Genomic DNA, 11,863 nt, shown 5'->3' with positions numbered 1-11,863 from the left:
CGTTTGTCGTATCGAGACATTTTCCAGGCCAATTGCCGCTGTCACTTACAAAATGGGTGAAATCAGCCGCGCCACCCGCATGCCCAATTGTTGCAGGCGCCGAGTCTCGCGGCTTTCTTCCTGGCTGACCTCGTGAGCCAGGGCAAAGTCGTCCAGCAGCATCCGTTCCACTTCATGGGCGAAGGCTTCATCCACCGTCAGCAACATCACTTCAAAATTCAGCCGGAATGAACGGTTGTCCATATTCGCACTGCCGATGGCGCTGATTTCGCTGTCCACCAGCACCACCTTCTGATGCAGAAAACCCGGCGTGTAGCGAAACACACGCACGCCGGCGCGTACCGCTTCGATCGCATACAGGCTGGAGGCCGCGTAGACGATGCGGTGGTCGGGGCGCGACGGCAGCAGCAGGCGCACGTCGACGCCGCGCAATACCGCCAGGCGCAGGGCGGCGAACACCGCTTCGTCGGGGATGAAGTACGGGCTGGTGATCCACACGCGTTCGGTGGCGGCGTGGATAGCCTCGACGAAGAACAGCGAGCAGGTTTCATACGGGTCGGCCGGGCCGCTGGCGAGCAGTTGGCAAAGCACGCCGTCTTCCGGGTAGGTGTCCGGCAGGATCAATGGCGGCAGTTCCCGTGCGGCCCAGAACCAGTCTTCGGCAAACGACTCCTGCATGCACGCCACCACCGGGCCTGTGACCTGCACGTGGGTATCGCGCCAGGGTGCCAGCGGCGGCTTTTGGCCGAGGTATTCATCGCCGACGTTATGCCCGCCGACAAACCCGGTGACGCCGTCCACCACCACGATCTTGCGATGGTTGCGGAAGTTGACCTGGAAGCGATTGAGCCAGCCGCTGCGGGTGGCGAAGGCCTTGACCTGTACCCCGGCGTCACGCAGGGATTGCACATAACGGTAGGGCAGGGCGTGGCTGCCGATGCGGTCGTACAGCACGTAAATGGCTACGCCCTGAGCGGACTTTTCCTTCAATAGAGCGTGCAACTGCCTGCCAAGCTCGTCGTCATGAATGATGAAGAACTGGAACAGCACCGCCGTTTTTGCCTGGCGGATGGCGTCGAAAATCGCGCTGAAGGTGGCGTCGCCATTGATCAACAAGCGCACGTCGTTGTTGGCCAGGCACGGCATGCGTCCCAGTTTGGGCATGGCGCGCAGCGAGGCGTAGGCGCTGGAGTTGCGCGCGGCGAGGGCTTCCTCGACCCACGGGCGCCAGTTCAGCTCGGTGATGGCGGTGTGCATTTCCTGGTTGGCCTGGCGGCGTGCCTGGATGTAGGCGTCGAAGGTGCTGCGGCCAAAGATCAGGTAGGGGATCAGCGTGAGATAAGGCATGAACATCAGCGACAAGGCCCAGGCGATCGAGCCTTGCGCGGTCCTGACGGTCAGCACCGCGTGGAGCGCGGCGAGGGTCCCGAGAAAGTGCAGCGTGGCGATGACGTAGGCGAGCAGGTGTGGGCCAAAGAAATCCATGGACGACGTTACTCCAGACAATCCAATGCCTAACAGACCATGTCTGGTGCCGAATGTCGCTATTTTCTTTGCCGTGCAACACTGACCGCTTTGCGGCGTCTAACGCCCACAATTACCCAGGAGTTACCCGATGAATGCACGTCTGCTCTGCTTAGCCATGGTTGTTGGTTTGTCGCTGCCGGTGGCAGCACAGGCGCAGATGCTGGCGCCAGGCTTGTGGGAATTGACCACCAGCAATATGAAAGTCGATAACCAGGAGCTGCCGGACTTGTCGCTGATCCTCGGTCAGCTCAAGCAACAGATGACCCCCGAACAGCGCGCCATGCTGGAAAAGCAGGGCATCACCATGGCCGGCAAAGGCGTGCAGGTGTGCCTGACTCCGGCGCAGGTCGCCTCGGATTCGATCCCCCTGACCGACCCGCAATCGGGCTGCAAGCAGCAAGTGACCGACAAGACCGGCAACCAGTGGAAGTTCCGCTTCAGTTGCCCGAAAGCCCAGGGCACCGGCGTGGCGACCTTCCAGAGCCAGAAGGAATTCACCACCACCGTCAACGGCACCTTCAATGCCACCGGCATCCAGCAGAAGGGCAGCCTGGACAGCCACGCACAGTGGCTGGGCAACGATTGCGGTACGGTCAAACCCCGCGCTTAACGCAAAAAGTGCAGGGGCAAGCCCTGGCAGCTGTCGACCACCTGGCCGTTGTGCCACGCCAGGTGGCCCGAGACCAGGGTGGTGCTGACGCTGTGGCGAAAGCTGCGCCCGGCGAAGGGCGTCCAGCCGCAGCGGCCAAGGATCGCTTGGCTGCTCACCGGCTTGCCGGCAGGCTCGGGCTGGATCAACACCAGGTCGGCCCAATAACCTTCACGCAGGTAGCCGCGATCGGGGATGGCAAACAGGTCGGCCACGCGATGACTGGTCTTCGCCACCAGGGTGGTCAGGGGCAGATGCCCATCGGCCACCAACTCCAATAACGCCGGCAGTGCATGCTGCACCAGGGGCAAACCCGACGGCGCCTCACGATACCCCAACTGTTTTTGCGCCCAGGTATGCGGCGCATGGTCAGTGCCGATCACATCCAGACGTTCACTCAACAAGGCCAGGCGCAGCGCGTCGCGGTCGGCGCGGGTCTTGATCGCCGGGTTGCATTTGATCTGGTGGCCGAGGCGGTGATAGTCGCGGTCGTCGAACAGCAAGTGGTGGATGCAGACTTCAGCGCTAATGCGCTTTTCCGCCAGCGGTTTGTCTTCGAACAACGCCAGCTCACGGGCGCTGGTCAGGTGCAGCACATGCAGGCGGGTGCCGTGGCGCTTGGCCAATTCCACCGCAAAGGACGACGAGCGATAGCAGGCATGCGCATCGCGGATCAGCGCGTGGGCGACGGCGGGGATGTGCTCGCCAAAGCGCTCGCGCAGGCGCTGTTCGTTGGCCAGGATGCTTGGCGTGTGTTCGCAGTGGGCCAGCAGGATGGTCGGTACTTCGGCAAACAGGCGCTCGAGGATGCGCGGATCGTCCACCAGCATATTGCCGGTGGAGGCGCCCATGAACACTTTGACGCCGGCCACTTCACGCGGGTCGAGGGCGGCGACGGTGTCGAGGTTGTCGTTGCTTACGCCGAAGTGAAAGGCGTAATTGGCCACCGAGTGCAGCGCGGCGCGGCGTTTTTTATCGGCCAGGGCCTCGAGGGTGAGGGTGGCCGGGTTGGTGTTGGGCATGTCCATGAAGCTGGTGATACCGCCGGCCACCGCCGCGCGGGATTCACTGTAGAAGCTGCCTTTGTCCGGCGCGCCGGGTTCGCGAAAGTGCACCTGGTCATCGATCATGCCCGGCAGCAGCCACTGGCCCTGGGCATCGATGGCCACGGGCGCGTTGCAGCCTTCGATGCTGCCGGCGATTTTCTCGATGCGGCCATTGGCGATCAGCACATCGGCGTCGAATTGCTGGCCTTCATTCACCAGGCGGGCGTTGCGGATCAGCAGGCGGCTCATGGCTCAGAACTCGTTTTGCAGGGCTTTGTAGCCGCGCACCAGGTCGACGTTGGTGCGCGCGACGTCTTCGGAAAATTCCGAGGCGCTGACGCTCACTGGCGGAAACTGCGACAGGTCGGTGTTGGGCCCGATGCGGGTGGTGGAGGGTACGTAGAACGTGTCGGGCAAGTCGCGACCGTCGACCACCGAGTTGTGGCGCACCACGCAGCCATCGCCCACGGCGCAGTTGAACAGCACGCTGTTGAAGCCGATGAACACGCGGTCGCCGACGGTGCAGGGGCCGTGGACGATGGAGCGGTGGGCGATGGAGGTGAACTCGCCGATGGTCACGGCGGCGCCGGACTTGGAGTGGATCACCACGCCGTCCTGGATGTTGGAGTTGGCGCCGATGGTGATCGGGTCCATGGCGCCGCTGGCGTCGACCTCGTCGGCGCGGATCACGGCGTAGGGGCCGACGAAGACGTTCTCACCGATGATCACCTTGCCGCAGATGATGGCGGTCTTGTCGACGTAGGCCGATTCGGCAATCACTGGCAGATCGCCGGAAGGGTTTTTGCGGATCATGCTGAGGGCTCCGTGATGATGTGGATGAGGTCGCCGTCGATAGCGTTGTAGAAGCAGGTGGGTCGGCCGGTGTGACAGGCCGGGCCGTGCTGGTCGACGATCAGCAACACGGCATCGCCGTCGCAGTCCAGGCGCGCTTGCACCAACTGTTGCCTGTGGCCGGAAGATTCGCCTTTGCGCCACAGCCGCTGGCGCGAGCGCGACCAGTAGCAGACCTGGCCGGTGGCGAGGGTTTCGTCGAGGGCCTGGCGGTTCATCCAGGCCAGCATCAGCACTTCGCCGCTGCCGTATTGCTGGGCGATGGCCGCGATCAGGCCGTCGCTGTTCCACGCCAGCGCGTCGAGCACCTGATCGAGTGGAAAGCGGCTGCCGAGGGCAGCCCCTTCCAGGTCGAGCATGCGCAGGCTCATGGCTTGCTCAGGGCGGCGCACAGGGTGTCGAGGTTGTATTCGAACAGCCCGGTGAAGGTGCTGGCCGGGCCTTCGGCGGCGAGGGCGTCGGAGTACAGCGTGCCGCCGATCTGCGCGCCGCTTTCGTCAGCGATCTGCTTGAGCAGGCGCGAGTCCTTGATGTTTTCCATGAACACGGCCTTGACCTTGTCTTTGCGGATCTGGGTGATCAGCGCGGCGACTTCGGCGGCGGATGGCTCACGTTCGGTGGACAGGCCTTGGGGCGCGAGGAACTGAATCCCGTAGGCCTGGCCCAGGTAGCCGAAGGCGTCGTGGGAGGTGACGATGCGGCGGTTGCCGGCTGGCAGCGCGCCGAACTTGGCCTTGGCTTCGGCGAGCAGGCGGTAGATTTCTTTCAGGTAGGTTTGGCTGTTGCGCTGGTAGTCGGCTTTGTTGGCCGGGTCGGCGGCGATCAGGGCCTTGGTGATGTTGTTCACATAGATTTCAGCGTTGGCCAGGTTGTGCCAGGCGTGTGGGTCGGGGATGGTTTCGCCGTCCTCGTCCATGGTGTGGGAAATCACGCCTTTGCTGGCGGTCACTACGGTGGCTTTGGTTTCGGTGCTGGTCACCAGGCGGTCCAGCCATGGCTCGAAGCCCAGGCCGTTCTTGATGATGATCTTGGCCTTGAGCAGCGCCTTGGCGTCGTCCGGTGACGGCTCGTAGGTGTGGGCATCGGCGTCCGGGCCGACCATGTTACTGATCTGGATGTGCTCGCCACCGATCTGGTGGGTGATGTCATCGAGAATACTGAAGCTGGTGACCACCTGGAGTTTGTCGGCCGCCTGGGCCATCGACAGCGGCAGCAGAAGGCTGAACAGTACGAGTAAAGCGCGCATCGGGAAACACCTCATTGGGATGACAGCAAGGGCGGGCGGCGCAGCAGGCCGTGCACCGGACCGAAGACCACGGACAGCAGATACCCGGCGCCAGCCACCAGCACGATGGCCGGGCCGCTGGGCAACGAGTAGTAGAACGACAGCAACAAGCCAAGCCACACCGACAGGCATCCCAGCACCGCCGATACCGCGATCAACACCGGCAGGCGCCGGCTCCAGAAACGTGAAGCAATGGCCGGCAACATCATCAGGCCCACCACCATCAAGGCGCCGATGGCCTGGAAACCGATGACCAGGTTCAGCACCACCAGCGTCAGGAACAGCCCGTGGGCGAGTGGGCCGAGGCGGCTGACGGTTTGCAGGAACAGCGGGTCGAGGGTGTCCAGCAGTAGCGGTTTGTAGATCGCCGCCATGGCGATCAGGCTGAAGCCGGTGACCCACAGCATGCCGGTGAGGGTGGTCTGATCCACCGCCAGGGCGGAGCCGAACAGCAGGTGCAGCAGGTCCAGGCGTTTGCCGGCCAGACCGAGGATGAGCACACCGGCGGCCAGGGAGATGGGGTAGATGGCGGCGAGGCTGGCGTCTTCGCGCAGGCCGGTGCGGCGGGTGATCCACGCGGACAGGCCAGCCATGCTCAGCCCGGCGCCGAGGCCGCCGATCGTCAACGCGGGTAGGCTGAGGCCGGCGAACCAGAAACCAAGGGCCGCGCCGGGCAGGATGCCGTGGGCCACGGCGTCACCGATCAGGCTCATGCGCCGCAGGATCAGGAACACACCGAGCGGCGCGGTGCTGCAGGCGAGGACGAGCCCGCCGAGCAGTGCGCGGCGCATGAATACGAAGTCGACGAAGGGCATCCACAGGTGGGCGGCGAGGTGCATCAGGCCACCTGCATATGCGGTTGGGGGCGGATCAGGGTTTTGCTGTCGCCGAACACGCAGCCGCTGCTTTTGATTTGCACCACGTGCTGGGTGTGTTGGCGCACGGAGGCCAGGTCGTGACAGACCACGATCAGCGTGCGGCCCGCAGCGTGCCAGGCGTGGATGTGTTTCCAGCATAGTGCCTGGCCGTCTTCGTCGAGGGCGGCGTGGGGTTCGTCGAGCAGCAGGATGGGCGCTTCGGCGAGGCTCATGCGGGCAAGCAGGGCGCGCTGCAATTCGCCGCCAGACAACGCCATCAACGGGCGCTGTTGCAGGCCGCTGAGGCACCAGTCTTCCAGGACCGCCTCAAGGCGTTGGCTGCGTTGTTGCGGGGTGAGCTGCGAGCCCCAGAAGCCGGCGGCGACCAGCTCTTGCAGGCTGATGGGGAACTGGCGGTCGAGGTGTTGTTGCTGCGGCAGGAACGACAGGCCACCGCGCCGTGGAACCTCCACGCTGACTTTGCCCGCCAGCGGTTTTTGCAGGCCGGCGATGACTTTGAGCAGGCTGCTTTTGCCGGTGCCGTTGGCGCCGATGATCCCGGTGAGGCTGCCTTTTTCCAGGGTGAGGTCCAGGGCGGGAGTCAGCGGCTGGCCCGGGGCGCCCCAACGTAATGCGGTGCAGGTAATCATGCAGGGTGTCTCGTCCAGCGGCTTTCAGCCACGGCATCGTGCGCGTGCAGGCTTTCGGCGTGGATCACTTTCAGGTGGAAGGCTTTGACGGCATCCGAGCGTTTCAAGGCGAGGTTCAGGCGGCGTGCGGCGTCTTCGCAGAACATCAGGTTCTGCCCGTTGGCCAGGGCGAAGGCTTGTTCGTCCGCACGTTTTACGGCGGTTTGCACGGCGGTGCCGAGGGCGGCTTCGGCGCTGTCGATCAGGTCGGTGAAGGGCAGTTGATCGCCTTGCAGATGGATGTGCAGTTGCGCGCTGCTGCGCTGGCTGTGGGGTGTGGCGACGATGCCGTTGGCGCTGCCGAGCCAGGTCAGTAGGTCTTCGTGCTTGAGCGGGGCGTTGCCGAAATCCTCAAGAAATTGCTGCTGAATCAACTGCCTGGCGAGGGCGGCGGAGCAGGGGCAGGTTGAGGAGTAGGTAACGTCAATTTTTAGTTCCACGTGGAACATCTGGTTTTCCAGGCGCGCTTCGATGCTCACCGGGTAGCCTTTCCAGCCCGTCAGCGGGCTGACCAATGCCGGGCGTTTGAGCAGCAAATCGCTGTGGATGCGCAGGTAGGCGTTCTTAGATAAACCTTCATGTGTGTCGAGGAAACGCTGCAGTACATTACGCAGAAGTGCCGGCGTAAGGGGCTGCTGCTCAAGCGTCTCCAGCGCCAGGTACAGGCGTGACATATGAATGCCACGGGCCTCGCCATCGTCCAGGCTGACGCCGGCATCCGCGCTGGCGGTGAGGCGTTGGCCGTCGACGAGGATCGGCAGGGCGATGCCGCACATGCCGACCCAGTCGAGTGGCAAGGCTTGGCGTGAAGCCTGCGCGGCAATATCCGGCAGAGTCAGCGCATTCATGGGCAGGTCCATCGTTGGAAGTAAAAAGACATGTTATATTATAACTATTGAGTCGACGATGATTTTTCTGCTCCGGTCTTTTTTCAGTCATGTCGAGTAGGGACGCTCCTTTTATCTGCGGTATTTTTCATGCACAGACGTCAGCTCCTTAACCTGCTGCTGGTCAGCCCGCTGTTCACCTTGCCGTTTACGGCCCACGCCACGCAGATCAGCAATGCACGCCTATGGCGCTCGGAAGACAAGCTGCGGCTGGTGTTCGACCTCAGCGGTCCGGTGCAGTACAAGACCTTTTCCCTGACCTCGCCGGAACGCTTGATCATCGACCTCAGTGGCGCGGGGCTGAGCGGAGATTTCTCGCAGTTGGCCTTGAAGAACAGCGGCATCACTTCGATCCGCTCGGGGCATTTCGGCAAGGCCGATACCCGTATCGTGCTGGACTTGGCGGCGCCGATGCGGCTCAACAGCTTTCTATTGCCGCCGCAGGACGGCCAGGGCCATCGCCTGGTACTGGACCTGACCAGCGCCACCCAGGCACCTCGTCAAATCGCCGCCGAACCGGCACGGTCCGTAGATAAGGCACACCCCAAGCGCGACATCATCGTGGTGGTCGACCCCGGCCACGGCGGCAAAGACCCCGGCGCCATCGGCTCCAAAGGCCAGCGTGAAAAAGACGTGGTGCTGTCCATCGCCCAACTGCTGGCCAAACGTTTGAAGCGCGAGAAAGGCTTCGACGTAAAGCTGGTACGCAACGACGACTTCTTCGTGCCGCTGCGCAAACGTGTGGACATCGCCCGTCAGCACAAGGCCGACATGTTCATTTCGGTGCATGCGGATGCGGCGCCACGGCTGACGGCCTCGGGCGCCTCGGTGTATGCGTTGTCTGAAGGCGGCGCGACGTCTGCCACCGCACGTTTCATGGCCCAGCGCGAAAACGGTGCCGACCTGTTGGGGGCTACCACCCTGCTCAATCTCAAGGACAAGGACCCGATGCTGGCCGGGGTGATTCTGGATATGTCGATGAACGCCACCATCGCCTCCAGCCTGCAACTGGGCAGCTCGATCCTGGGCAGCCTGGAAGGCATCACCACCCTGCATCAGAAGCGCGTGGAGCAGGCCGGTTTTGCGGTGCTCAAATCACCGGATGTACCGTCGATCCTGGTGGAGACCGGGTTTATCTCCAATGCCAGGGACGCCGAGCGGCTGGTCACGGCGCGTCATCAACAGGCGGTTGCAGACGGCTTGTTCGACGGCCTGAAAAAGTATTTCGAGAAGAACCCGCCGATGAACAGCTACATGGCCTGGGCCCAGGAACAGAAGAGTGGCCAGGTCTAACAGCCCGTTATCCGGCTACAGGTGAATTTGGCGCTGCTCCCACCGGAACTGGAGAACCTGTTTATGGTGGTCCAGCCCACGCGCCGCGTGTAGCCGACCCACGCCTCACCGTCCGAAGCCAGCCCGGTAAAAAACGTCAGTTGCCCATAACGGCTGTTGGTCTGTGCCCACCGACGTTTGCCGATCACCTCGAAGCCGCGCAGATAGGTGGTGCTGCCGACCGTCGCCACGCTATAGGCGTTGCCCTGGGGGTCTACACAGGCCAGCAGATTGGCGCTGCGCGAGCATTTCGCCAGCAGGCTCGGCGCTTGGGCGCAGGCAGGTCCTGCCGCTGCCAACAACAGGGCGCATACCAGATATTTCATAAGGCTTCTCAGGGGCGCAGAGGCTCAAGCATTGCGCCCTTCGTCATGTCGAGCAAGGGGGATTGGCTTATTTGTATTGTTATACTATAACATTAAACCACAGCCTGACCCGTGAACCGCTCCCCATGACTGAACAAGACCTGCTGGCCCAACCGCCCGCCGACTACATGAACGAAGCCCAGCAAGGCTTCTTCCGCGAGCTGTTGCTGGCTCAGCGCAATGAGCTGCAAGCGCGCATCGACGCCGAGTTCCAGCTGCTGCGCGAGCAGGAACCCAACAGCGACCCGGCGGACGTCGGCAGCGCCGAAGAACAGCGCCAATGGCAACTGCGCCTGCTGGAGCGGGAAAAGAAGCTGTTGGACAAGATCGACGAGGCCTTCGAACGGCTGGCCCGCGGTGAATACGGCTGGTGCCGTGAAACCGGCGAGCCTATCGGCCTACAGCGCTTGTTGCTACGTCCTACCGCCACCCTGTGTATCGAAGCCAAAGAACGTGAAGAGCTGCGCGAACGCCATAAACGGGCGATTTGACCGGCCAACCCTGATGAGGAATACCTGATGTCCAATCGTCTCCCCGTGACTGTGTTGTCCGGCTTTCTCGGCGCCGGTAAAAGCACGCTGCTCAACTATGTCCTGCGCAATCGCGAAAACCTGCGGGTGGCGGTGATCGTCAACGACATGAGTGAAATCAACATCGACGGCAGCGAAGTTCAGCGCGACGTCACCCTCAACCGTTCCGAAGAGAAACTGGTCGAGATGAGCAACGGCTGCATCTGCTGCACCTTGCGCGAAGACTTGCTGCTGGAAGTCGGAAAACTCGCCAAGGAAGGTCGCTTCGATTACCTGCTGATCGAATCCACCGGCATCTCCGAACCGCTGCCCGTGGCCGAAACCTTCACCTTTCGCGATGAAAACGAACAAAGCCTGGCCGACATCGCACGCCTGGACACCATGGTCACCGTGGTCGACGGCATGAACTTCCTGCTCGACTACCAGGCCGCCGAGAGCCTCGCCTCGCGCGGTGAAACCCTCGGTGAAGAGGATGAACGCTCGATCACCGACCTGCTGATCGAGCAGATCGAGTTCGCCGATGTGATCCTCATCAGCAAGATCGACCTGATCAGCAGTCGCGAACGCGAAGAGCTGATGGCGATCCTTGAACGCCTCAACGCCCAGGCCGAGATCATCCCGATGGTCATGGGTGAAGTGCCGTTGCACAAGATCCTCAACACCGGCCGTTTCGACTTTGAACGCGCCGCCCAGGCTCCGGGTTGGTTGCAGGAACTGCGTGGTGAACATGTGCCGGAAACCGAAGAGTACGGCATCGCTTCCACCGCCTACCGTGCGCGCCGGCCGTTCCATCCGCAACGTTTTTTCGACTTCATCGACCGCCCTTGGGTGAACGGCAAACTGCTGCGCTCCAAGGGGTTTTTCTGGCTGGCCAGCAAGCACCAGGACGCCGGCAGTTGGTCCCAGGCGGGTGGCTTGATGCGCCATGGGTTTGCCGGGCGCTGGTGGCGCTTCGTGCCAAAAAGCCAGTGGCCCCAGGACGAAGAAAGCGTCGCGGCGATCATGGGTAACTGGCAGCCGAGCACCGGCGACTGCCGCCAGGAACTGGTGTTTATCGGCCAGAACATCGACTTCGCACACATGCGCGCCGAGCTGGACGCGTGCTTGCTCACTGACGAAGAAATGGCCTTGGGCGTCGAAGGTTGGCGCTTGCTGGCCGACCCTTTTGGCCCTTGGTTTGAGCAGGCAGCCTGATGCTGGCCCCGGTAATTGCCCTGCGCCCCGTGATTCGCCAGAGCGCTGGTGAAACCCCGCTGGTGCTCGCTGAAATCCTTGAAGATGGCGTCAACCTGGCGCTGTGGCAGCGGCAGTTGCCGCTGCACATCGCCGAATTCGGCGCCTTGCTGGTGGCGCTCAACGAGCCCTTGGCGGATTCCATGGTCATCGAGCTCAACAGCGAAGATGCCACGGCGAACTTGCACGGTTTGGCGGCCAGTTGTCGCGATCTTGAAGGCTACGAAGGTTTTATCGCCGACGTGTCATGGCTGGTCAGTGCGTTTGCCTGCCTGCTGGGCGCCAAGCGCATTGGCGTGCGCCTGCGCTTGTTGGACAAGGCCATGTGCCCGCGTTTTCACGTCGATCACGTGCCGGTGCGGCTGATCACCACCTACGCTGGCATCGGCAGCCAGTGGTTGCGCGAAGGCGTGATGGATCGTCGCAAACTGAGCCAGGCGGACGCCGAGCCCAGCGAGCGCATCGAGCAGATCCACTGCGGCGAAGTCGCCCTGCTCAAGGGCACTAAATGGCACGGTAACGAAGGCTACGGTTTGATCCACCGTTCGCCGGCATTAAAAGCCGATGAGCGGCGCTTGATCCTGACACTGGATTGGCTCGCATAACCGCGT

The 11,863-nt window shown here is 62.6% G+C and carries 14 protein-coding genes; 5 read left to right on the top strand and 9 right to left on the bottom strand.

The features are described from left to right. Nucleotides 1-45: 45 nt before the first annotated feature. Nucleotides 46-1,485: a cardiolipin synthase gene (cls, locus tag LIY36_RS02815; protein ID WP_226454738.1), complete on the bottom strand. Its 1,440-nt coding sequence runs from the start codon at nt 1,483-1,485 to the stop codon at nt 46-48. Nucleotides 1,486-1,615: 130 nt separating this feature from the next. On the opposite strand from cls, the gene LIY36_RS02810 reads away from it, so the two are divergent. Then, complete coding sequence (locus LIY36_RS02810) at nt 1,616-2,137, top strand: DUF3617 domain-containing protein (protein ID WP_192298101.1); 522 nt, start codon at nt 1,616-1,618, stop codon at nt 2,135-2,137. Here the strand turns inward: LIY36_RS02810 and LIY36_RS02805 are convergent. Genes LIY36_RS02805 through folE2 form a run of 7 tightly spaced genes read right to left on the bottom strand, consistent with a single transcriptional unit; the run spans nt 2,134 to nt 7,753 of the window. After that, nucleotides 2,134-3,471 carry a dihydroorotase gene (locus tag LIY36_RS02805; RefSeq protein ID WP_226454737.1) on the bottom strand — a complete coding sequence of 446 codons (1,338 nt, stop codon included), beginning with the start codon at nt 3,469-3,471 and terminating at the stop codon, nt 2,134-2,136. The genes LIY36_RS02810 and LIY36_RS02805 overlap by 4 nt on opposite strands. A 3-nt stretch (nt 3,472-3,474) precedes the next feature. Then, nucleotides 3,475-4,035: a gamma carbonic anhydrase family protein gene (locus LIY36_RS02800; RefSeq protein WP_192298099.1), complete on the bottom strand. Its 561-nt coding sequence runs from the start codon at nt 4,033-4,035 to the stop codon at nt 3,475-3,477. After that, nucleotides 4,032-4,445, bottom strand: coding sequence for a phosphoribosyl-AMP cyclohydrolase (hisI, locus tag LIY36_RS02795; RefSeq protein ID WP_226454736.1), 414 nt, complete (start codon nt 4,443-4,445; stop codon nt 4,032-4,034). The genes LIY36_RS02800 and hisI overlap by 4 nt, the downstream gene beginning before the upstream one ends. Next, the gene (locus tag LIY36_RS02790; protein WP_226454735.1) at nt 4,442-5,320 is read right to left on the bottom strand and encodes a metal ABC transporter substrate-binding protein; all 879 of its coding nucleotides are present in this window, start codon (nt 5,318-5,320) and stop codon (nt 4,442-4,444) included. The genes hisI and LIY36_RS02790 overlap by 4 nt, the downstream gene beginning before the upstream one ends. Before the next feature lie 11 nt (nt 5,321-5,331). After that, a complete protein-coding gene (locus LIY36_RS02785) occupies nt 5,332-6,198 on the bottom strand; it encodes a metal ABC transporter permease (RefSeq protein ID WP_192298096.1) in 867 nt (288 codons plus the stop codon). Next, complete coding sequence (locus LIY36_RS02780; RefSeq protein WP_226454734.1) at nt 6,198-6,866, bottom strand: metal ABC transporter ATP-binding protein; 669 nt, start codon at nt 6,864-6,866, stop codon at nt 6,198-6,200. The genes LIY36_RS02785 and LIY36_RS02780 overlap by 1 nt, the downstream gene beginning before the upstream one ends. After that, a complete protein-coding gene (gene folE2, locus LIY36_RS02775) occupies nt 6,863-7,753 on the bottom strand; it encodes a GTP cyclohydrolase FolE2 (protein WP_226454733.1) in 891 nt (296 codons plus the stop codon). The genes LIY36_RS02780 and folE2 overlap by 4 nt, the downstream gene beginning before the upstream one ends. Before the next feature lie 129 nt (nt 7,754-7,882). On the opposite strand from folE2, the gene LIY36_RS02770 reads away from it, so the two are divergent. Continuing rightward, nucleotides 7,883-9,085: an N-acetylmuramoyl-L-alanine amidase gene (locus tag LIY36_RS02770; protein WP_192298093.1), complete on the top strand. Its 1,203-nt coding sequence runs from the start codon at nt 7,883-7,885 to the stop codon at nt 9,083-9,085. Here LIY36_RS02770 and LIY36_RS02765 read toward each other — a convergent pair. After that, complete coding sequence (locus tag LIY36_RS02765) at nt 9,082-9,450, bottom strand: glutamine synthetase (RefSeq protein WP_192298092.1); 369 nt, start codon at nt 9,448-9,450, stop codon at nt 9,082-9,084. The two genes, LIY36_RS02770 and LIY36_RS02765, sit on opposite strands and share 4 nt — an antisense overlap. Nucleotides 9,451-9,575: 125 nt before the next feature. Here LIY36_RS02765 and dksA point away from each other — a divergent pair, with 125 nt between their 5' ends. The 3 genes from dksA to LIY36_RS02750 are packed head-to-tail and all read left to right on the top strand — an operon-like array spanning nt 9,576 to nt 11,857. Beyond that, nucleotides 9,576-9,980 carry an RNA polymerase-binding protein DksA gene (gene dksA, locus LIY36_RS02760; RefSeq protein WP_226454732.1) on the top strand — a complete coding sequence of 135 codons (405 nt, stop codon included), beginning with the start codon at nt 9,576-9,578 and terminating at the stop codon, nt 9,978-9,980. A gap of 27 nt (nt 9,981-10,007) precedes the next feature. Further along, entirely contained in the window at nt 10,008-11,213 is a 1,206-nt protein-coding gene (gene zigA / locus LIY36_RS02755) for a zinc metallochaperone GTPase ZigA (RefSeq protein ID WP_192298090.1), read from the top strand. After that, the gene (locus LIY36_RS02750; RefSeq protein WP_226454731.1) at nt 11,213-11,857 is read left to right on the top strand and encodes a DUF1826 domain-containing protein; all 645 of its coding nucleotides are present in this window, start codon (nt 11,213-11,215) and stop codon (nt 11,855-11,857) included. Before zigA ends, LIY36_RS02750 begins: the two co-directional genes overlap by 1 nt. Nucleotides 11,858-11,863: the final 6 nt, after the last annotated feature.

The sequence above is a fragment of the Pseudomonas sp. AF03-9 genome (assembly GCF_020515815.1).
Lineage (GTDB): Bacteria > Pseudomonadota > Gammaproteobacteria > Pseudomonadales > Pseudomonadaceae > Aquipseudomonas.
The sequence above is the reverse complement of the archived record's forward strand: the minus strand, read 5'-3'. Positions and strand labels throughout refer to the sequence as shown.